This window comes from Pedobacter sp. AC402, assembly GCF_979252805.1.
Genome location: NZ_CEEDAI010000015.1, coordinates 318,893 through 341,590, shown reverse-complemented (window position 1 = coordinate 341,590; position 22,698 = coordinate 318,893). Strand labels below are relative to the sequence as shown.

Here is a 22,698-nt window from a genome sequence, read left to right as displayed (position 1 = left end):
ATTAGATCACTCACATTAAGTTGTGCAATTGCACGATATTTGGTTAGTATTTATATTTTATTGGTACAAAAATGCTTCAGTTTTTTTATTTCTTAACGGAAACTCTTTACTAATTGGATCTTCCTGTTGCTCTTCGGTAATTAACAGATCATTGTACTTTTCTAATAAGTGAATGTACTTGTTCATCCAGAAATAAACCGAATTGGCATCAGATCCGATTTGTTTTGAAGGATCTGCAGTTTGATTTGCATTATCTGAACTATATCGGGGAAAAGCTTCCGGGAATGATGCTGAAAGATCCTGCCCTAATAATTTGCCTACCTGCCAAATTACTTCATGACCAATCCTATCCTGACCAAACCAGTTGTAAATTGTTCTGCGGCTTACATTAAGCTTTCTCGAAAGCTCACTGATACCCATACGATCTCTGCGCACTAAGCGCTCAAGAATTTCTCCTTGCTTTAATTGTGTTGTCATTGAGATAATTAATTTTTTAAAAAATGAAAAAATAATTAAATCAGCTATCGGGGACGATTGACAATTCAAATGTAGAAAAAAGTGTAAAAGGTTGTATAAAATATATTGTTTTTTTGACATTTGTCAATCTTCATTTAAGAATAATTGTAAAAGGATAAGTGTTGGGGAGTGATGGTTATAATGCAATAAGAATGTGGTACAGGGGAAAAATAATTTCGTTAAACATAGCGATTGCAAATCCAAAGATTTCTCCACTACGGTCGAAATGAAGGATTTATGCGTTCCCTAAATAGTTTAAAAAGAATCAATTTTCGGATGCCTGAAACTGCACCTGCTTTCTGCTCCCTGCTATCCGGCATAGGAAATGATGGAAGGAGAAAACGTTAAAGCTTTATCAATACCTTTTAGTTTATAATTGCATTGAGGCAGCACACACTTTCCGCCCCCTTCGGCGGAACTTGTGCTGACGACCAAAAAGCTTTGACGAATTTATCCGACATCAGTTCCAAGCCTTTCAGTTATGCCTTATTGTTTGTTGTTTTTATAGGTAGTCATGCTTTCGCTGCGCTCAGGTTTGTTACTTTTGGGCCAAGCCAAAAGTAAGAGCCCCATCGTCGGCGGTGAGCCGAGGCAAGCCCGAGCGGAGCGAAAATATAGCGATCGCATTACGGTTCCCGCCTGCGCGGGAATGACGGATTTATTTATGGCAAATCCAAAGATTTCTCCACTACGGTCGAAATGACGATACTATGTACCGCTTTAATTTCTTAAAATAAATAAGATTAACATTGTAAAAACATAGCTATCGCATTACGATTCCCGCATGCGCGAGAATGACGGATTTATTGTGATGGCAAATCCAAAGATTTCTCCACTACGGTCGAAATGACGTTACTATGTACCCCTTCAGTTTCTTAAAATAAATAAGATTAAGATTGTAAAAATATAGCGATTGCATTACGATTCCCGCCTGCGCGGGAATGACGACCGTTTTAATCTGAACCTTGCTACATGCACCTCGCTATATGCTCTATGCTATCCGGCATAGGAAATGATGGAAGGAGAAAACGTTAAAGCTTTATCAATACCTTTTAGTTAATAATTGCATTGAGGCAGCACACACTTTCTGCCCCCTTCGGCGGAACTTATGCTGACGACTAAAAAGCTTTAACGAATTTATCCGACATCAGTTCCAAGCCTTTCAGTTATGCCTTATTGTTTGTTGTTTTTATAGGTAGTCATGCTTTCGCTGCGCTCAGGTTGGTTACCTTTTTATCAAGAAAAAGGTAAGAGCCCCGTCGGCGGCGGTGAGCCGAGGCAAGACCGAGCTGAGCGAAAATATAGCGATTGCTTTAGGGTTCCCTCCTCCGCGGGAATAATAACCTTACCAGTACGATGTAAATAAGAAGTTACGCTATAATTAGTTAAATTTTGCAATATTTGATTATTCCTTATTTCGAACAAACTAACTGGAAATGATTAAAAAACTACACCTCTATTTACTGATAGCGGGCACTTGTGTTTCGCTTAATGCAGCGGCACAGGATGCCATAAGCTACCAAACCCCACCAAAAGAAATTGCAGATTTGCTGCTGGCCAAACCCACACCTGGCGTTAGCATTGATGGCAAGGCAGAATGGATCTTGTTTAGCGAACGTAATTCTTACCCATCTGTAGAAGAATTGGCCATGCCCGAGTATCGGATTGCGGGCTTAAGGTTAAATCCAAACAATTATTCGCCAAGCAGGCAGACGTACATTAATAACTTCAGTCTTAAAAATATAAAATCCAATCAAACCTTCCAGGTAACTGGTTTGCCAACGCCATTATATGCAAGCAATATCAACTGGAACCCTTCAGAAAACAAAATTGCCTTTACCAACACCACACAAAAAGGTGTAGATCTTTACATTATAGATTTAACTACAAAAAAAGCTATTAAAACAAATAAAGCTTTCTTAAATGTAGTTTTGGGCAGTGGCCTTACCTGGTTAAACGATAACACCATTATTTACCGCACGGTAACCAAACCAGCAAGTGCCGCACCAACAAAACCATTAATGCCAAAAGGGCCAACCATACAACAAAATTTAGGTAAAGCCGCGCCAAGTGCTACTTATCAGGATTTAATAAAATCGCCTTTTGACGAACAATTATTTGAGTTTTTTGCCACATCACAATTGGTTAAAAATACTGCGGGCATAGAAACTCCAATTGGTAAACCAGCCATTTATGGTTTAACAAGCATATCGCCCGATAAAAACTACATGATGATTGAAACCATCCGCAAACCTTTTTCTTACCTGGTTTCTGCTTATGGTTTCCCTTCTACCGTAACCATTACCGATTTAACTGGTAAAACAATAAAAGTTATTGCCGAATTACCATCTTCAGAAGGCACTCCATCAGGTTATGATAATACACAAAACGTAGCGCGTGGTTTTGATTGGAGAGATGATGAGCCTGCCACTTTGGTTTGGAGCAAACCTTTAGACAGTGGTTTAATTAAAAAAGATGTTCCTTTTCATGATGCCGTTTACGCCCTGAGCGCGCCTTTTACAGGGGCAGAAAAAGAACTGTTTAAAACACAAACCCGTTACCGTGGTGTACAATGGGGCGATGCCAACCTTGCCCTCATTATGGAAGGCTTACGCAGCAAACAAACCAGTAAAGTAAGCAGGTACAATCCAACTACCGGTGCTGTAGAGGAGTTGTACAGCCGGAACCAAACTGATGCTTATGGCAATCCAGGTTCGCCGGTTACAACAAAAAACAAATATGGCCGGCAGGTAATAAAAACAGTTGACAATGGCACCAAACTATTGATGAACAACACTGTAGGCTCATCAGAAAAAGGCGACTTACCGTTTTTGGCCAAGTTTGATTTAGCAACCAAAAAGAACGAAATTATCTGGCGCAGTGCGGAAGGAACTTTTGAATATGTAACTGATGTAATTAACCCGGATAAACTGGTTTTACTTACCCGTAAGGAGAGTCAGAAACTGGTTCCCAATTACTTTATCAAAAACCTGATGCTTCGCATTGCAGATCAGCCAATTACCAATTTCACTAATCCATATCCATCTTTAGAAGGTATTACCAAAGAAAAAATTTCTTATAAACGTGCAGACGGGGTTGATTTAACGGGCGATTTGTATTTACCAAAAGGCTACAATAAGGAAAAAGATGGTCCGTTGCCAGCATTAATCTGGGCTTATCCACGAGAGTTTAATTCAGCAGCTGATGCGGCTCAGATCCGCGGATCGAAAGATAAATTTACAACTATCAGCTGGGCATCACCTATATTTTGGGTAACCCGTGGTTATGCGGTTCTGGATAATGCCGAAATGCCGATTGTTGCTAAAGATGGCAAAAAGCCCAACGATACCTTTGTTGATCAGTTGCAGTTAAACGCAGAAGCTGCCATTAATAAATTATCAGATTTAGGCGTTGGAGATAAAAAGCGCATGGCTGTAGGCGGTCACAGTTATGGAGCATTTATGACAGCAAATTTGTTGGCACACACCAATCTTTTTGCAGCAGGTATAGCCCGCAGCGGTGCTTATAACCGTACATTAACACCATTTGGTTTCCAAAACGAAGAACGCACCTACTGGCAGGCCCCTCAATTATATTATGAAATGAGCCCTTTCAGTTATGCCGATAAAATTAAAACACCTATATTGTTAATCCACGGTGATTCTGACGATAACCCAGGAACTTTCCCAATTAACAGCGAACGTTTATTTAACGCTATAAAAGGAGCTGGAGGCACCACCCGTTTTGTATTTTTACCTTACGAGGCACACAGTTACCGCGGTAAAGAAAACTTATTGCACATGCTTTGGGAGCAAGACCAGTGGTTGGAAAAATACGTTAAAAACAAAAAATAAATCTCTCTCTACCTTTATCGATTAAAGTGCCTCTAACCGGGGCACTTTTTTTGTTTCTAAATTTAATTTCGAGGGTATTAGCTATTTCTACATGACACTGATTATGAACTATCTTTCAATCGCTTATTTTTATCCTTTTGGTTATCTGGAGTAAAATGGCATCAATTAACTTTGAAAACCTCCTGCCGTGGGCAGCGATAAATCAAAGTTACTTTGAAACCTTCCTGCCGTGGGCAGCGATAAATCAAAGTTACTTGGAAACCTTCCTGCCGTGGGCAGCGACAAATCAAAGTAACTTGGAAACCTTCCTGCCGTGGGCAGCGGCAAAACAAAGTAACTTTGAAGGTTTAGTGCCCTGCGCTGCTTAACATCATTATAAACAGGCAAACCCTTGCTTAGCATTTAAATTTTGCTCATTCTTTGCCATTGTGCTCAATAGTTAATCAGCCACTTATCAATCAGCCAGAATTATAACAGCTAACCGCATCAAATTCAACTCACGCCCTCAGCTCTATTCTCTTTACCCTTTGCTCTATTTCCTATACGCTTTGCACCACGGTTTAGCCGCATTTTCAACCTAAAACCTTACATTTATACCATTAAAACTGAACATTCTTTTTACTTATTTGTTATGCCAATATGGACTACATAGACTATTATAAAATCCTCGATTTAAAGAAAGATGCAACAACTGAGGATATTAAAAAAGCTTATAGAAAATTAGCCAGAAAGCACCATCCCGACCTTAATCCCAATAATGAGGAAGCGAATAAAAAATTTCAACAGATTAATGAAGCCAATGAAGTTTTAAGCGATCCGGATAAAAGAAAGAAGTACGATAAATATGGTAAAGATTGGCAACATGCCGATCAGCTGGATGCGCGACAGCAGCAGCAAAAACAATATCAATCGCAAGGCGGCGGCTATGGAGGAGGAAATAGCTATTCGGGTGGTTTTGGCGGAGATGATTTCTCTGATTTCTTTTCTTCCATGTTTGGTGGTGGGGGCAGAAGCAGTAGAAATTCTCCTTTTAAAGGTCAGGATTATAATGCCGATTTGCAGTTAAACCTACTCGATGCTTATACTACACATAAACAAACGCTAACTGTAAACGGTAAACAGGTGCGCATTACCATTCCGGCTGGTGTAGAAAATGGACAGAAAATTAAATTGCCAGGTTATGGCGCAGCAGGTGTAAACAATGGTCCTCCGGGCGATCTGTTTATTAAATTTAATATTATTGACGACCCTAAGTTTAAACGCAAGGGCAACGACATTTACATTCAGGAAGAAATAGATGTATATACAGCCATTTTAGGCGGAGAGAAAATTGTAGAAACCCTAAACGGCAAAGTGAAACTTAAAGTACCCGAAGGCACACAACCCGATGCTACACTGCGTTTGAAAGGGAAAGGATTTCCGCTTTATAAAAAAGACAATCAGTTTGGTGATCTGTACATCAAATGGCAGGTTAAATTGCCTACCAACTTAAACGCCGAACAAAAAGAACTATTTGAAAAACTTTCCAAATTCTAACCATTATGGAAACCTATCTAATCCCTGTAGAAGATATTTGCGCTTACCACCATGTGGAGATCAATTTTATCCAGTCTTTAGAAGATTTTGGCCTGATCCATACCACTGTTAAAAAGCAATCGATCTTTTTACCTGTTGATGAATTAGCTAAATTGGAGCAATACCTGCGTTTAGCGCACGATCTTGAAATCAATTTAGAAGGGATTCATGCCGTTTCCCATCTGCTTAATCAATTGCAAAATATGCAGCAGGAAATAACAACACTTCAGAACGAACTAAATTATTATAAGCAACTTAACCAACACCATTAAACAACCGTTTGTGCAGTATTTTGCATTAAAAGTGGTAACAAAAACACATCCTTTTTAAGATATGTTTCTTAAATTGGCAATCTAATTTTAAAAAATGAGCGATCTTTCTTCAAAATTCATCGAAAAAATAAAATCATCTTATGCCCCAACAGGCTCGTACATTTATTTAGGCGCCGGAATTTTAGACGGACAGGTTTACAGCGAAGCCGAAGTTAATTTATCGTTAAAAATGATGAACAGACACGGTTTAATTGCGGGAGCTACAGGAACCGGTAAAACACGTACGCTGCAATTATTGGCAGAGCAGTTATCAGATGCAGGTGTTCCGGTATTTATGTTGGATGTGAAAGGTGATTTATCGGGGTTGAACCAGCCTGGCGCAGTTAATCCAAAAATTGAAGAAAGGGCACAACAGCTCAACAAACCTTTTTCACCATCTGGTTTCCCAATAGAAATTTATTCGCTTTCAGGTAAAATGGGTGCGCAGATGCGGGCAACCGTGCTCGAATTCGGACCTACGCTTTTATCAAAAATTTTAGATTTAAACGATACGCAATCAGGCGTTATGGCGGTAATATTTAAATATGCCGACGATAACAAGATGCCGATAATTGATTTAAATGATTTAAAGAAACTGGTATCTTACCTTTCTGAAGGGGCTGGTGCAGCAGAAATAAAAAGCAGTTATGGTACCATATCAACCGCAACATCAGGCACTATATTGCGAAAAATTGTGGCCATAGAGCAACAGGGACTGGCAGGTATGTTTGGTGAAAAATCTTTCGATATCGAAGATCTTTTCGAACGTGTTGATGGCAAAGGAACCATTAGTTTATTAAACATTGCTGATGTTCAAAATCAGCCGGTATTATACTCTACCTTCCTTTTAAGCTTATTGGCCGAATTATTCAATACCATGCCGGAGGTTGGCGACTTAGATAAACCGAAGCTGGTTTTCTTTTTTGACGAAGCACATTTACTTTTCAAAAACTCTTCGAAAGCATTTTTAGAGCAGATAGAAACCATTATCAGGTTAATCCGTTCAAAAGGAATAGGCGTTTTCTTCTGTACGCAGGCACCTACCGATGTTCCGGAAAGTGTTTTGGGCCAATTGGGTAATCGCGTTCAGCACGCCCTAAGGGCATTTACCCCGAATGATGTAGATGCTTTAAAGAAAACTGTTAATACTTATCCAAAATCCGATTTTTATGAAATTGACAAGATATTAACCGCATTGGGTACAGGGCAGGCATTGATAACTGTATTAAATGAAAAAGGAATACCCACTGAGGTTTCTGCAACCATGCTTACGCCCCCGCGTGCAGTAATGGGGCCACTTACGGCGGCAGATTTCGATCAGGTGGTGCATGCAAGTCCATTGTACACCAAATATAAAGATCCGATTGATCCGGAAAGTGCCTATGAGATTTTAACAAAACGCATTAATGAACAAACCGCAGCTGCTGAGCAACAAAAACAGGAAGCTGAGGAGCAGAAACAGGCCGAAAAGGAAAGCAAACCTAAACCAGGCGAAAAAAGTTTGGTAGAGCAGGTAATGGGTGCAACAATTACACGCCAGATTGGTAAAGAAATTGTTCGGGGCATTTTCTGCATGCTTACAGGAAAAAAAACACGCTCAAAAACCGGTGGAGGCCTGTTTGGATTTTAAATAAATGATATAAATACATTATAGCAATTAAGCTAATGGCCCGCAAGGGCCATTAATAATAAACATAGAAATTACTATTTTCGCAACAATAACACACCAGATTGGTAAAAGACTGTACCTCGTATTTCGGCATGATTAAAAGAATAAAACATGCTCAAAAAGCTGAGATAGTCTGTTTGAATTTTAAAACTGGTTAAATAACAATATAAAAAACGCTCATATAACTAATTTCGCAATAACATTACCAATAGAAATGACTTTAAATGATATTGGTGTAATCCCAAAAAAACAATAAACAATAGATGAAACCTACCCTATTAATATTGGCTGCAGGTATGGCAAGCCGTTATGGAAGTATGAAACAGATCGATGGTTTTGGCCCGAACGGCGAAACCATTATCGATTATTCAATATATGATGCAATTAATGCTGGCTTTGGCAAAGTTGTATTTATCATTAAAGAAGAGTTTGTAGAAAACTTTAAGTCTATTTTTGAGCCTAAACTTGCCGGAAGAATTGAAACGGATTACGTTTTTCAGAACTTTGATTTGAAGCAATTCGGTATCGAAGAAGAAATTTACAGGGAAAAACCTTGGGGTACTGCCCATGCAATTCTTTCTGGAAGAAACGTAATCAAAGAACCGTTTTGCGTTATTAATGCAGATGATTATTATGGTTACGATGCCTTTAAAAAAATGGTCGATTTCTTATCTACAGAAGTTACCGACAGCAATTATGCCATTATTGGATATGAAATTGGCAAAACTTTATCTGAGTTTGGTGCAGTATCACGCGGTGTTTGTAAAGTAGATGCAGCTGGTAACCTGGAAGAAATTGTAGAACGTACAAAAGTTTATCCTAAAGATGGCAGTATCTTTTACGAAGAGAATGGCGAAGAATTCCCTTTAGCTTTTGAAACACCTGTATCGATGAATTTCTGGGGTTTTACACCTTCAGTATTTAAAATTACCGAAGAACTTTTCAGAGAATTTGCCCAAGCGAACAAAGATAAACCTAAGGCAGAATTCTTTATTCCATTAATTGGCGAAAGTTTGGTAAAAAGCAATACAGCAACCTTTAAAGTGGTACCAACTTCAAATAAATGGTTTGGTGTAACTTACAAAGAAGACAAACCTTATGTTCAGGATAGTATTGACCAGCTGGTTAAAAACGGAACATATCCGGAAAAACTATGGAACTAAATTTAGATTCTGAAGTTTTAAAAGCCTACGGATACACTAAAGAAAATATCAAAATCACACAAATAGGTACGGGTTTAATTAACCGTACTTATTTGCTTGCTCCATTAGCAGAAGAAAAAAAATACATTCTTCAAAACATCAATACCTCGGTGTTCAAATCGCCACAAGCTATTGCAAATAACCTCAGGGCAATTGCCGATTATCTTGCGTTTAACTATCCTGATTACCTTTTTATAAAACCGGTTTCTACAGCTAACAGCGAAGAAATGGCCAATATTCATCATGAATACTGGCGCATGCTTCCCTTTGTGCCTAACACAATCTCATTGGATGTACTGGCCGACCCAAAACAAGCTTATGAAGCAGCAAAGCAGTTTGGAAAACTTAGCAGGCTGCTTAATCATTTCGAGACTAAAACACTTCAGGCTACCATTCCTGGTTTCCACGACCTGGCTTTAAGGTACGAACAGTTTATTTTAGCTTTAAACCAGGCAGAAGAAATGCTCAAAAATGCGGCAAATACGCAGATTGAAGATGCTCTAGCTCATAAATATATTTTAGATTATTATACCTCATACTCGCACAGGACTGATTTCCCTGACCGTGTAATGCACCACGATACCAAAATAAGCAATGTTTTATTGGATGATGAAACTTATGAGGGCATCTGCGTAATTGATTTAGATACCATTATGCCCGGTAAATTTATTTCGGACCTAGGCGATATGATGCGCACTTATCTTTGTGCATTTTCTGAAAATGAAACCGATTTAGATAAGATAAAAATACGTTTGCCTTACTTTGAGGCCACCATAAAAGGTTATTTATCGGAGATGAAAGGTATTTTAACCGAAACAGAAAAAGAACTCATTTTATTCTCAGGCAAATACATCATTTATATGCAGGCCCTGCGCTTCTTAACTGATTATTTGAGCGGCAATAAGTATTACCCTATTAGCTACCCCACACAAAATTTAGATAGGGCCAAAAATCAGTTTAAACTATTGCAACAAATTGCTGCAAACGAAAAAGAATTACAGGATATTATTGAACAAAATTTAGTTTAATTAAATCCCTCATACTTAATTTAGTATAACCTCATTCGCCACCATGAATTAGTTCAGGGCCTTAAATGTTAAAAGATGCTGAAATAAATTCATCATGACGATCGCATTAATTAAACCGATCGCTATTCAACCTGCTCCAAAAGCACCAAACCCTCCTACCTAAACCCGACAGCAGCGGTTCCGATCCTTCATCGGATTAGCAAATGGCGGGACTACATCAACCGAAACGTACCGAACCGTTCATTTCCAAACCCTTTCAACCATATAAGGCATTTAAAAACGCATAAGTAATTATCGCCTGGATATTATATTACTAAAAGAATGGATTTAACCTCATTCGTCACCCTGAATTTAGTTCAGAGCCTTAAGTGATGAAAAGATGCTGAAATAAATTCAGCATGACGATCGCTTCAGCTATAGAAACGTTCATTTCCAAACCCTTTTAACCATATAGATATTTAAAAACGCATAAGTAATTATCGCCTGGATATTATATTACTAAAAGAATAGATTTAACCTCATTCTTCACCCTGAATTAGTTCAGGGCCTTATGTGATGAAAAGATGCTGAAATAAATTCAGCATTACGATCGCATTAGTTAAACCGATCGCTATTCAACCTGCCCCAAAAGCACTAAACCCTCTTACCTAAACCCGACAGCAGCGGTTCCGATCCTTCATCGGATTAGCAAATGGCGGGACTACATGAACCGAAAAGTACCGAATCGTTCATTTCCAAACCCATTTAATCATATAGATATTTAAAAACGCATAAGTAAACTATCGCCTGGATATTATATTAATAAAAGAATGGATTTAACCTCATTCTTCACCCTGAATTTAGTTCAGGGCCTTAAGTGATAAAAAGATGCTGAAATTAATTCAGCATTATGATCGCATCAAACCTGCGGGATTTACATCATATACAAAAAAAGCGTTCCGATGTGAAATCGGAACGCTTTTAATATTCTCCCAAGACTCTCGCCTCAGAACTAAAGACTCAAGACTTATTTCTTATCGTCTTCTTTTACTTCTTCAAAATCAACATCGGTAACGTTATCGCCACCACCTTGAGGCTGACCATCAGCTTGTGGTTGTTCACCACCTTGAGGCTGACCGCCATCTTTGTACATTTCCTCAGATGCTGCATTCCATGCATTTTGCAATTCAGCTTGTGCTGCATCGATATCTGCAAAGTTACGAGAACCGTGTGCTGCTTTTAATTTCTCTAAACCAGCTTCGATTGGCGCTTTTTTATCAGCAGATAATTTATCACCAAACTCTTTTAATTGTTTCTCAGTTGAGAAAATTAAAGCATCAGCTCCGTTGATTTTATCAGCTTCTTCTTTCTGCTTAGCATCATCTGCTGCATTAGCTTCAGCTTCTTCTTTCATTTTTTTGATCTCAGCATCAGTTAAACCTGAAGATGCTTCGATACGGATTTTTTGCTCTTTACCAGTAGCTTTATCTTTAGCACTTACGTGTAAGATACCGTTGGCATCAATATCGAATGATACTTCTACCTGAGGCACACCACGAGGTGCTGGTGGAATACCATCTAAAATGAAACGGCCAATTGTACGGTTCTGACCAGCCATTGGGCGCTCTCCTTGTAAAATATGAATTTCTACTGAAGGCTGGTTATCAGCTGCAGTTGAGAAAGTTTCAGATTTTTTGGTTGGGATTGTTGTGTTAGACTCGATTAATTTAGTCATTACACCACCCATAGTTTCAATACCTAATGATAAAGGCGTAACGTCTAATAACAATACATCTTTTACATCACCGGTTAATACACCACCTTGAATAGCAGCACCAATTGCTACAACCTCATCAGGGTTAACACCTTTACTTGGCTCTTTACCAAAGAAAGCTTTAACTGCATCCTGGATTGCAGGAATACGGGTTGAACCACCTACCAAAATAATTTCGTCGATATCGCTTGTGCTTAAACCAGCATTTTTCAAAGCAGATTTACAAGGATCGATAGTACGTTTGATCAAGCTATCAGCCAATTGCTCAAATTTAGCACGAGATAATGTACGCACCAAGTGTTTAGGGCCGCTAGCATCAGCAGTAATGTATGGTAAGTTAATTTCAGTTGAAGTTGTGCTTGATAACTCAATTTTAGCTTTCTCAGCAGCTTCTTTTAAACGTTGTAAAGCCATTGGATCTTTAGCCAAATCCATGCTGTTTTCAGCTTTGAATTCGCTAGTTAACCAATCAATAATAATGTGGTCAAAGTCATCACCACCTAAGTGTGTATCACCATCAGTAGATTTTACTTCGAAAACGCCATCACCTAATTCCAATACAGAAACGTCATGTGTACCACCACCACAATCGAACACAACAATTTTCATGTCTTTGTGTGCTTTATCCAAGCCATAAGCTAAAGCAGCTGCAGTTGGCTCGTTAATGATACGTTTTACAGTTAAACCTGCAATTTCGCCTGCTTCTTTAGTAGCCTGACGTTGTGCATCATTAAAATAAGCTGGTACTGTAATAACCGCTTCTGTAACTTCCTGACCCAAGAAATCTTCAGCAGTTTTTTTCATTTTCTGCAAAATCATTGCAGAAATCTCCTGTGGAGTATATTTTCTGTCGTCGATTTCAACACGTGGTGTGTTGTTATCACCTTTAACAACTTTATAAGGTACACGTCCAGCTTCTTTCGCACTTTCGTCGTAGCTGTTACCCATAAAGCGTTTAATCGAATATATCGTTTTTGTTGGGTTGGTTATAGCCTGACGTTTAGCAGGCTCGCCAACCTTACGCTCACCGTTTTCTGCAAAAGCAACAATAGACGGTGTAGTACGTTTACCCTCACTGTTTGCGATAACTACAGGCTCGTTGCCCTCCATTACGCTCACGCAAGAGTTTGTTGTTCCTAAGTCTATTCCAATAATTTTTCCCATTGTATTTGTATTTTCTCTTTTTAAAGTATTATAATTTCTACTCCTATTAAACAATGCTTGTGCCAATTGGGTTTTGGCAGATAATACAGGTAAAAGACTGATAAAATGTAAAAAAAGAGGTTATAGTTTACTGACAGCATGACAGAAACAAGCTGAAAAGCTAAGGCTTAAACACTATAGCAAAGTACAAATTTCTTAAAATGATTTGAAAATGAAAGTCAGTAGTGCATTGGAGGCAGCAGTTCCACTTTAGGGTTTAATAACAATAGCCCGTTAAAATACCGTCCTTAATTTTTATATCTTTAGAGATACAATCAATCTGTACAATCATTTAAATCTGTATAATCCCTTATAAAATGCAATTAGCAGCTCAAATCGTAATCGGCTTGGTAGCCTTCATCCATATCTATATCCTTTGGTTAGAAATGTTCGCCTGGACTACCAAAGCACCAAAAGTTTTTAAAACCATCCCTAAAGATTTATTTGTGCCAACCAAAACCTTGGCAGCAAACCAGGGATTGTACAATGGATTTTTAGCCGCAGGTTTAATCTGGTCGCTATGTATAACTGATCATCAGTGGAAAATTTATGTGGCTGTATTTTTTTTAACCTGCGTAATTATTGCCGGTATTTACGGTGCAGCCACGGCCAGTAAAAGGATTCTGTATGTACAGTCGATACCTGCATTGGTAGCCTTGATTTTATTGCATCTGTAAATTCATCTATCGGTTAGTGGCTCAACAACCAAAATGTATTCTTTTTCATTAATCTTATATGCTTAAGTTATCCGCTATCCTTTTCTTATTTACGCTGTTAGGTTTAAAACCCACTACTGGTAACAAAATAAGAGAAGAAAGAATTAATGAAGCCCTAGCTTTTTGCCATAAAAACAAGATGGACACTTCCATCGCCATCATGGTTGATATGAGTATCCACTCCGGCAAAAACAGAATTTTCGTTTACGATTTCAAACAAAAAGCAATTACCGTTGAAGGATTGTGCGCGCATGGTGTTGGCGGAGGCAGTACTCCCACCAAACCCGTTTTTAGCAATAAAGAAGGTAGTTATTGTACTTCATTGGGTAAGTATAAAGTGAAAGGCCGCTCTTATAGTAATTGGGGGATTCATGTACACTATAAAATGTTTGGATTAGAGCAATCAAACAGTAATGCTTTTAAGCGAATTGTCGTTTTACATTCCTATACGCCTGTACCCAACCAGGAAATTTATCCTCAAACCTTATTTGGCCAAAGTGCCGGCTGCCCTGTTTTATCAGATGGTACCATGCTAAAGATTGATGTGTTACTCAAAAACAGGAAAAAGCCAGTGTTGCTTTGGATTTATTCTTAGGCGATCAACTTAATAAAGGCCTTCGTTACCCCTGAACCTGTTTTAGGGGCTAGTTTAAAAGGGGATAACGCCCCATTTGTTTTTCTAAATGTATGATAGATGCTAAAATAAATTCAGCATGACGACCACATTAAAAAATCTAAAGCCCCAATAATCTTTCCAAATGGTGGTGCCCAATCCCGAAATATTCTTTACTTGCTTTAATTTTCTGTAAAATTTCTGCTTTCTTCTCTGCGCCATGCTCCTTGCCCTTTATCCCTACCACAAGTACATTCTTAGGCGTATGCGCATCAGAAATAAATTCGAATACCTTGGTTTTATACCCGAAGTATTCCAAAATCAGGGCACGTATACCATCAGTAACCATTTCGGCATGACGTTCTAAAAAGATACCATATTTAGTTAAAAATGATACCTCATTCTTTACTTTATGTTGCTCAATTTCTTTACGGATTTGTTTGTGACAACAAGGCGCAACCACAATCAGTTCGGCATGGGCTTTAATTCCCTTAAAAATTGCATCGTCAGTTGCGGTATCGCAGGCATGCAAGGCAATTAACAAATTAACATCCTCAGCATTATATTCCTCAATCGTTCCCTGAACAAATTTTAATTTATCGAAAGCAGATTTGTCGGCCACTTGATTGCACAAATCAACCATATCCTGGCGGTATTCCACACCAATTACTTCAGTTTTCAGTTTTAAAACCGAATGCAGGTAATCGTACAATGCAAAAGTTAAATATCCTTTACCGGAGCCCATATCAGCCACTTTTTTAATCGTACCTTCTGGCAGCTCCTTAATTAAAGAACTTAAAATTTCAATATAATGGTTTATCTGGCGGAATTTATCCTGGGCATTTTTAAACACCTTACCATCGGCATCGGTAATTTTCAGTTCCGTTAAATACGACTTTGAATCGGGTTTAATTAAACGCGCTTTTTCTTTGTCGTGGTTTACAGAAGGAGCGGTCGCGCTTGATGCCGTACTTTCTCTCAAAACAATTTTACCATTATTCAATTCTTCCAAAATCAGGTCCTTTTCAGTCGTAAATAAAGTACCGATTTTAAAACCTTGCTCCAGGTATTCAGAAATTAGATCTATAGCTTCATCAACCGGATAATTTTTCACCACATCGCGGGTTTTGTAACGGTAGGTAAAAGCCAGTTTATCATCGCGCTTAATTACAACTTTACGAACCAACAACTGTTTTAATGCTTCTTCATTGCCTTTATAGTTCCCTAAAGAAACTTTTACAAAAGTTGTTGCATTCAGGCTTTCTTTTAAAGCTGCGATAAATTGTTTGATATATTCTGACACTGGCATTGAAATTTAAATGACAAAGATAATCAAGTTTACCCGGAGCAGAACATCTGCGTGATAATGTAACAATAGAGCGACCAAATTAAATTTTTCATGTCCAAAAAAGGGCTGATACATTGTTAACGTAATACGATTTAGAAATACACAAAGGCAGCAATTATCTATATTGATTCCAAAGAAGCCTAATGCTTTTATTTCAAAAAATTAAACTTTAGATTAGAGCATATAAAAATAGCTAACCATAATCCATGAGTGACTTTCAGATAAAAAAATCGCCTACCGTTTATGATGCCATTGTTGTTGGCTCTGGTGCGGGTGGTGGAATGGCTGCATATGTTCTGGCCCATGCAGGTCAAAAGGTTTTAATGCTAGAGGCCGGTCAAAATTTCGATCCCCGATTAGATTCACATCAACTAAAATGGCCCTGGGAATCTCCCCGTAGAGGTGCAGGTACTGTTAGGCCATTTGGCGATTTCGATGCTTCTTACGGAGGCTGGGAATTGGAAGGTGAGCCTTATACCCAAAAAAATAAAAGCGAATTCGAGTGGTTCCGCTCGCGGATGCTCGGTGGCCGTACCAACCATTGGGGAAGAATTTCTTTGCGGATGGGCCCCGAAGATTTTAAACCTAAAGATGGCTTAACAGATGCCTGGCCTATAACATATGCCGATGTTAAACCGTTTTATGATAAAGTAGACCGCATGATTGGGGTTTATGGAACAGCAGAAGGTTTAGAAAATGAACCTGATGGAATTTTTATGAAACCACCTAAACCAAGGTTAAATGAGCTTTTTATCAAAAAAGGTGCAGAAAAGGCTGGTGTAAAAGTAATTACTGGTCGTGGCTCGGTACTTACCGAAGCTTTACCGAATAACAGCGACCGTGCTCCTTGCTTTTACTGTGGGCAATGCGGAAGAAGCTGCAAAGTTTATGGCGATTTTTCTTCTTCTTCATGTTTGGTAAATCCTGCAATAAAAACCGGTAACCTTACTGTAATTACTGATGCAATGGTACGCGAGGTGATTACCGATAAAGATGGTACAGCTAAGGGCGTTTCGTATGTAAACCGTAAAGATTTACAAGAATATCAGGTTACTGGCAAGCTGGTTATTTTAGGAGCTAGTGCTTGCGAATCGGCCCGTATATTATTAAATTCAAAATCAAATTCACATCCAAACGGCTTGGCCAACAGCAGTGGTGTAATCGGCAAATACCTGCATGATTCTACAGGGGCAAGTGTTTCGGGTTTTCTTCCGCAGTTAATGGACAGGAAGCGTTACAACGAAGACGGTGTTGGCAGTGTGCATATTTATTCGCCCTGGTGGTTAGATAACCGGAAATTAAACTTTCCACGGGGTTATCATATCGAATATTGGGGTGGAATGGGCATGCCTGCTTATGGCTTTGGCGGTGGCGTTGCCGAAATGAATGGAATGGTACCTGGAAGAGACGGTAAAATGAAAGAAGCTGGTGGGTATGGTAAATCTCTAAAAGATGATTATCGCCGTTTTTATGGAACTGGAGTTGGTATGGCAGGCCGAGGTACCGCAATTGCGAGAGAAAGCAATTACTGCGAAATTGATCCTAATACGGTTGATAAATATGGAATACCTGTTTTGAGGTTCAATTATAAATGGGACAAAGATGAAATTCTGCAAGCCAAACACATGCAGGAAACATTCCTGTCAATTATGAAAGAAATGGGTGCTGTTGTAACCTCTGAAATACAGGGAGCAGACACCAATTATGGTTTACTCAACCCAGGTAAAATTATTCACGAAGTTGGAACAATCCGCATGGGCGACGATCCTAAAAAATCAGCATTGAATAAATATTGCCAGGCACATGATTGCAAAAACCTGTTTGTGGTTGATGCTGGTCCGTTTGTACAGCAGGGCGACAAAAATGCCACCTGGACTATTTTAGCACTTTCGATGCGTACAGCCGAATACATTTTAGCGCAAAAGAAAAAACAAAACATTTAAAGAATTACTATATGAACAGACGTGATTCCCTAAAAGCACTGGGTTTAACAGTTGTTAGTACCACAGTACTACTTGAAGCCTGTAAGCAACCTGAAACAAAAACCGATGTAGCAGCACCAGAAGAAACGGCAAAAGAAACCGGAAGAGAGCCCTGGGAAATTGACCGCGATAAAAAATTAAAAGCCGAAACCTATTTTACCAAACATGAAATGGCTACAATTACGGTTTTAGCTGATATCATTATACCTAAAGATGATGTTTCTGGCAGTGCTTCTGATGCCAAGGTGCCAGAATTTATTGAGTTTATTGTAAAAGATATTCCAGAGCATAAAGTACCCATGCGTGGCGGCCTGAAATGGCTTGATGTTTACAGTTTTAATAAATTCCAGAAACCTTTTGTTGAGGCATCTACAGATCAACAGCTTTCGATTGTAGATGAAATTGCTTACCCGAAAAAAGCCCGACCAGAAATGCAGGCAGGGGTAACATTTTTCAACAGAATGAGAAATTTAACTGCATCAGGGTTTTATACAACTGAAATTGGCGTTAAAGATATTGGCTATGTTGGCAATGCGCCAAACCAATGGGCAGGTGTTCCAGCGGATGTACTGAAACAGTACGGTATGGAGAATGTGAAGGTATAGCCTAAAAATCATCAGTGCCAAAAGTCTTTTCAGCCGAAGAAGTAATCTTAAAGCGCTAGCCGGTAGCGATCGTTGTAAGATTGCCTCTTCGTTACTTCTTTCGATGGCGACGAATGCAAAATTACGCGGTTTGTTAAGACTCGAACCATGGTAGATGGAAAATATAATCTTATAGCAAAGAAGTCAAGTTTTAAAAACTTGACTTCTTTATTTAAGCGTTTTTAACCACAAATGGACATATATAAACACAGATCTTTATATCTGTGTGCATCCTTTTATCTGTGGTTAAAAGATATTTTCTTGTGAATAGGATTCCCCTTAATGATATTAAGTGTCCTCAAGTACCGAAATGCGATGGTTTGTGAATACGCGAACCACGGCTGATAAAATATAGTAATACCAAAGAAGTCAAGTTTTAAAAACTTGACTTCTTTTATTTATTGCAGTAAAGACCTGAAACCAGTTCAGGGTGAAGAAAATAAAATATTACTCTACTATCAAAATCAAACCTTTTCCTTTTTCAATAGGAACCAATTTCCCATCAGGATAATTTCCTGCGGTTTGGAATTTATCAATTGCAGGGGCTGTAATCTTTACTTTACCTGCATCTAAACCCAGTTTGGCCCAATCGATTGTTAAATTAACCTTTACATCATCTTCAGCCCAGCTTGCCAATGAAATCATTGTTTTACCTTTTTGTTTGTAAACAGTGGCCAATACTTTAGGGTTGTCGGTTTTAATAGGACAGTTTTCACTCCAGTAACCAATCATTTCAGATCCTTTAATACCAAAATTACTCCAGGCTTTCCATAAAGGTTTAGGATCACTTTTATCCGACCACCCTAATCGACTTGTCATCCCATAAATCATACCGCGCCAAGGATTTCCATCATCCTGCAGCATCTCTCCCATTAAACCGAAAGGAATTCCACTTACTTCAGTTAAAAAGAAATCCGGATTATTTTTTTGATAATCGAAATATTCGCCAAACCATAAACGGTTCAGGTAAGGAAAATGCTCCAGGTATAAAATCGCACTATTGTTAAAACCATCGCTTTTGTTATACTGGTTTGCCGAGTGTAAATCGATAATGCCAGGGTGATTATTTTGTGTTAACACCCTTTTAATGCGTTTCATCGTTACGCGGTCAAAAGCCACGTCATCTAAATACACGCCATCAATACCCACATTGTTTACCAGCCAGTTCATTCCTTCTACATAATAGTTATGCCAGCGGTTCATTCCACTATTAATTACGGCAGCATCTTTAATTTCGGGTACAAACCAGGCTGCAATATAATTGGAGTCTAAATGTTCCTGTAACCAGCTAAAACCTCCTCCTTTACCCGGTGAATATACTTCAGTACCTAAACTTCTTAATGCAGGCCACTCGTAAGCATGGTTCGAAAGTTCGCGAACGGTATTGTAAATCTTTACTTTTAAGCCCTTAGCGTGTGCATTATCAATATAACTTTTCATCTTTTTCCATTCGATAAATGGATAGTTGATCCATGGGTTAATTGGCGTGGCATGGTGAATATTTACAACCGTAGCACCTGATGATTTAATGTTATCCAAATCACCATATTTATGATAAAAGCGGTTATCCCATTGAAAATCGGTATCAAGTAAATGGAAAGGTGTAATCAATAAATTGAAATTATAATAAAGCACATCACCTTTTTTCATGCTTCTTGCCCCGGTAAAGTTGTCGGCAAGCATCGAACTTCCTTTAACATTAATCTGGATACCACCTTTATCTCCATTGCCCCATGATTTTGGCAATAATAAAGGCTTTTGAAGATAGAAATTTGTATTGAAGCGGCCGAACATAGTTTTCGTCTCTCAAGTTATAATATAAGCCTGCATTTACATTACCGATCCATACAGCATCCTGATTTTTGTTCGCTACATCCCATTTCCATTTTACAGTATCTGGTCTAACCCCACCTTTTTCACCTAAACCCATTAAATATTTTGTAGCGTTTTTATCAAATGGAATATGAAAATCAACATTGCTGAATTCGACATCTTTTAATGCCGTTACTTTAATAACATAGTGTACATAGCCATCAAATTCTAAAGCACCTTCCAAATCCATTTTCAGGTTTTCGGAAGTATTGGTAGTTGTCCATTTAACAGTTCCAGCTTCTTTACTGGTAATCTGGAAATTGCTTGGAACAAACTTCTCCTGTGTTTTTGGTGTATTAAAAAAGTGAAAATGGATAGGTTCAGCCAAAATATTATTAGGCTTTTCGCTATAAGCCGTCATTTCTGGATTAAAGAATGTTTGAATCTGTTTTGGAAAACCATCAGTATTTATTTCGAACTTTCTGCCTAAAAGCGAGATCACATTTCCATCAACACTTAAGGGCGTATATGGTGCAACAACAGTATTGGCTTGTGCCAAAGTAGAATTTAGCCAGGTTAAACGTGTTTGTTTTTCTGGATTACCAACACCTGCATCGGCTAAAACCTGCTTCCCAACTGTAATTTTGACATCAACTATTTTCGATTTCCCATTGGCCTTTACTGTAAATTTACCTGAGTAAACGCCTTCATTGGTACTTTTAGGAATGTTAACTGTAATCCACATCGGCTGAATTTTGCCAGAGGCTACATCAACCGTTTCAATTAAAGGTTTGTTATCATAACTTATACCGTTTGTGTTTAAACAATTTATATATTTTGAAGAAATCACATTTCCAGTTGCATTTTTTAGATCACCGAAGCTAACCACAACATTTTTGAGATCTTTCAATGCAAATACACCCAATTGAAAAGCATAGTTTTCACCTTTAGCAGCTGAGCCTTCAAAAGTATTTAAAGCACCTTTTTGCACCCAACGATAAGGTAAATCGTTTTGCATTTTGATTGGAAACATTCTGTCTTCTGGAAAAACAACAAAAGCATCTGCGCTATATTTGGTTCTTATTGCTGCCGTTTCTTTGCCCGTTGCAATTACTTCCATTGGGTAAAAAGAATTAAAGGTATCTATAGATTGAATTTCGACAACAGCAGCATTTACTTTAACACTCTTTGCATTGGCTAACCAAGATTGATCCACCTGTTTAGGTTTGATGTAAACCCCTTTTGGATAGTTGCTTCTGCCTTCGTTTTTATAAGCGAGATAATAAACATAATATTTTCCAGCAGCAGATGCTTCGAAATAAATATCAGCACTTTCTCTGGTCAGTTTATCTGTGCCAACAACCGAAACCGGTTTACCATTGGCATCTTGTATAATGATTCCCTTCAGTTCAGGATGTTCATCCCTCCTGCGCCAATCAATTTTAGCATGTGCAATTTTACCAGCTCCCTGAAATTGAAGAACAACTCTATGGTTTCCTAACGAATCAGGATTCCAGGCATTATTGCCATTGGTATATTTTAGTGTTTGAGCATTAAGTGATAACTGCCCGAAAAGACAGAATAATAGAAAAAGCCTAAATTTCATTTCAAATTTGTTTTAGGCTAATTTATAGATACCTACTTGAAATAATGCTATGTAATGAAAAAATGAGACAAACGTTTGCTTGATTTTGTTAATAGTTTAATAGTAAATGGTTTATTGTTTATTAAACAGGCTAGCTTAATTGAATTTATACCCTTAATAGCAGATGTTATCCTCCTACGCAAAACCAAAATCTAACGCTATCGTGATAACAACATAGCAACCGTCACATAGGACATCTGACGGCACAAAAAAAGTCCTGCTCTTTCGAACAGGACTTTCTTAATCTTAAGGTGAATTAAATTACTCTCCTTTTGGTTGTTCAGTAGCAGGTGCTTCTTCAGCAGGAGCAACTTCTTCAGTAACTTCAGCTTTCGCTTCAGCAGCTTTAGGTGCAGTAGTAGCTTTACTTCTACCACGACGAGTTGTTTTCTTCTCTTCTTTAACCTCTGCATCTTTACCGTAAACTGTATTGTAGTCTACCAATTCAATTAAAGCCATTTCAGCGTTATCGCCTAAACGGTTGTTTAATTTAATGATACGAGTGTAACCACCTGGACGGTTTGCAACTTTCTCAGCAATTTCGCGGAATAAGATTGTTACTACTTCTTTATCTTGTAAATAAGCAAATACTGTACGACGTGAGTGAGTTGTATCATTTTTTGATTTAGTAATAATTGGCTCAACATAAGTACGTAAAGCTTTAGCTTTAGCTAAAGTTGTTGTAATTCTTTTGTGCAAAATAAGTGATGAAGCCATGTTAGCTAACATCGCCTTTCTGTGGCTTGCGGTTCTACCTAAGTGATTTACTTTTTTACCGTGTCTCATTGTTTTTTAATTGAGTGTATACCGTCTCGTTGCAATTAAGC

At 38.3% G+C, this 22,698-nt stretch carries 17 protein-coding genes; 11 read left to right on the top strand and 6 right to left on the bottom strand.

Going from position 1 to position 22,698, the window contains the following annotated elements; all coding sequences use genetic code 11:
- Positions 1 to 57: 57 nt before the first annotated feature.
- Positions 58 to 477 (bottom strand): helix-turn-helix domain-containing protein, encoded by a 420-nt coding sequence (locus AC0IWE_RS25150; RefSeq protein WP_055910043.1) that lies wholly within the window; start codon positions 475 to 477, stop codon positions 58 to 60.
- Between the two features lie 1,475 nt (positions 478 to 1,952).
- Between AC0IWE_RS25150 and AC0IWE_RS25145 the strand changes: the two genes are divergently transcribed.
- The 7 genes from AC0IWE_RS25145 (at position 1,953) to AC0IWE_RS25115 (ending at position 10,155) form a co-directional block, all read left to right on the top strand.
- Positions 1,953 to 4,370: an alpha/beta hydrolase family protein gene (locus AC0IWE_RS25145; protein WP_471795188.1), complete on the top strand. Its 2,418-nt coding sequence runs from the start codon at positions 1,953 to 1,955 to the stop codon at positions 4,368 to 4,370.
- Between the two features lie 155 nt (positions 4,371 to 4,525).
- On the top strand, positions 4,526 to 4,738 hold the full coding sequence (locus AC0IWE_RS25140) for a hypothetical protein (protein WP_471795187.1): 213 nt from the start codon (positions 4,526 to 4,528) through the stop codon (positions 4,736 to 4,738).
- Between the two features lie 271 nt (positions 4,739 to 5,009).
- Complete coding sequence (locus tag AC0IWE_RS25135) at positions 5,010 to 5,906, top strand: DnaJ C-terminal domain-containing protein (protein WP_471795186.1); 897 nt, start codon at positions 5,010 to 5,012, stop codon at positions 5,904 to 5,906.
- Positions 5,907 to 5,911: 5 nt separating this feature from the next.
- Positions 5,912 to 6,217, top strand: coding sequence for a chaperone modulator CbpM (locus AC0IWE_RS25130; protein ID WP_055910054.1), 306 nt, complete (start codon positions 5,912 to 5,914; stop codon positions 6,215 to 6,217).
- 94 nt (positions 6,218 to 6,311) lie between these two features.
- Positions 6,312 to 7,886 (top strand): helicase HerA-like domain-containing protein, encoded by a 1,575-nt coding sequence (locus AC0IWE_RS25125; RefSeq protein ID WP_471795185.1) that lies wholly within the window; start codon positions 6,312 to 6,314, stop codon positions 7,884 to 7,886.
- A gap of 302 nt (positions 7,887 to 8,188) precedes the next feature.
- Positions 8,189 to 9,088 carry a nucleotidyltransferase family protein gene (locus tag AC0IWE_RS25120; RefSeq protein WP_055910058.1) on the top strand — a complete coding sequence of 300 codons (900 nt, stop codon included), beginning with the start codon at positions 8,189 to 8,191 and terminating at the stop codon, positions 9,086 to 9,088.
- A complete protein-coding gene (locus AC0IWE_RS25115) occupies positions 9,079 to 10,155 on the top strand; it encodes a phosphotransferase enzyme family protein (protein ID WP_471795184.1) in 1,077 nt (358 codons plus the stop codon). Before AC0IWE_RS25120 ends, AC0IWE_RS25115 begins: the two co-directional genes overlap by 10 nt.
- A 1,006-nt stretch (positions 10,156 to 11,161) precedes the next feature.
- On the opposite strand, the gene dnaK is transcribed toward AC0IWE_RS25115, so the two are convergent.
- Positions 11,162 to 13,072: a molecular chaperone DnaK gene (gene dnaK, locus AC0IWE_RS25110; RefSeq protein ID WP_055910201.1), complete on the bottom strand. Its 1,911-nt coding sequence runs from the start codon at positions 13,070 to 13,072 to the stop codon at positions 11,162 to 11,164.
- A 356-nt stretch (positions 13,073 to 13,428) separates the two neighbouring features.
- On the opposite strand from dnaK, the gene AC0IWE_RS25105 reads away from it, so the two are divergent.
- Positions 13,429 to 13,788 carry a DUF1304 domain-containing protein gene (locus AC0IWE_RS25105; RefSeq protein ID WP_055910062.1) on the top strand — a complete coding sequence of 120 codons (360 nt, stop codon included), beginning with the start codon at positions 13,429 to 13,431 and terminating at the stop codon, positions 13,786 to 13,788.
- A gap of 58 nt (positions 13,789 to 13,846) precedes the next feature.
- A complete protein-coding gene (locus AC0IWE_RS25100) occupies positions 13,847 to 14,422 on the top strand; it encodes a murein L,D-transpeptidase catalytic domain-containing protein (protein ID WP_471795183.1) in 576 nt (191 codons plus the stop codon).
- A gap of 139 nt (positions 14,423 to 14,561) precedes the next feature.
- Here the strand turns inward: AC0IWE_RS25100 and AC0IWE_RS25095 are convergent, their stop codons facing one another.
- A complete protein-coding gene (locus tag AC0IWE_RS25095) occupies positions 14,562 to 15,749 on the bottom strand; it encodes a class I SAM-dependent methyltransferase (protein WP_471795182.1) in 1,188 nt (395 codons plus the stop codon).
- Between the two features lie 245 nt (positions 15,750 to 15,994).
- Here AC0IWE_RS25095 and AC0IWE_RS25090 point away from each other — a divergent pair, with 245 nt between their 5' ends.
- Both AC0IWE_RS25090 and AC0IWE_RS25085 read left to right on the top strand, forming a co-directional pair.
- The gene (locus tag AC0IWE_RS25090) at positions 15,995 to 17,731 is read left to right on the top strand and encodes a GMC family oxidoreductase (RefSeq protein WP_055910068.1); all 1,737 of its coding nucleotides are present in this window, start codon (positions 15,995 to 15,997) and stop codon (positions 17,729 to 17,731) included.
- Positions 17,732 to 17,742: 11 nt separating this feature from the next.
- On the top strand, positions 17,743 to 18,375 hold the full coding sequence (locus tag AC0IWE_RS25085) for a gluconate 2-dehydrogenase subunit 3 family protein (RefSeq protein ID WP_055910070.1): 633 nt from the start codon (positions 17,743 to 17,745) through the stop codon (positions 18,373 to 18,375).
- 486 nt (positions 18,376 to 18,861) lie between these two features.
- On the opposite strand, the gene AC0IWE_RS25080 is transcribed toward AC0IWE_RS25085, so the two are convergent.
- From AC0IWE_RS25080 to rplQ, 3 genes are all read right to left on the bottom strand, one after another.
- Positions 18,862 to 20,160 carry a glycoside hydrolase domain-containing protein gene (locus AC0IWE_RS25080; RefSeq protein ID WP_471795181.1) on the bottom strand — a complete coding sequence of 433 codons (1,299 nt, stop codon included), beginning with the start codon at positions 20,158 to 20,160 and terminating at the stop codon, positions 18,862 to 18,864.
- Positions 20,132 to 21,832, bottom strand: a complete 1,701-nt coding sequence (locus AC0IWE_RS25075; RefSeq protein ID WP_471795180.1) for a glycoside hydrolase domain-containing protein — start codon at positions 21,830 to 21,832, stop codon at positions 20,132 to 20,134. Before AC0IWE_RS25075 ends, AC0IWE_RS25080 begins: the two co-directional genes overlap by 29 nt.
- A 300-nt stretch (positions 21,833 to 22,132) precedes the next feature.
- Positions 22,133 to 22,657, bottom strand: a complete 525-nt coding sequence (gene rplQ, locus AC0IWE_RS25070; protein WP_471795179.1) for a 50S ribosomal protein L17 — start codon at positions 22,655 to 22,657, stop codon at positions 22,133 to 22,135.
- Positions 22,658 to 22,698: the final 41 nt, after the last annotated feature.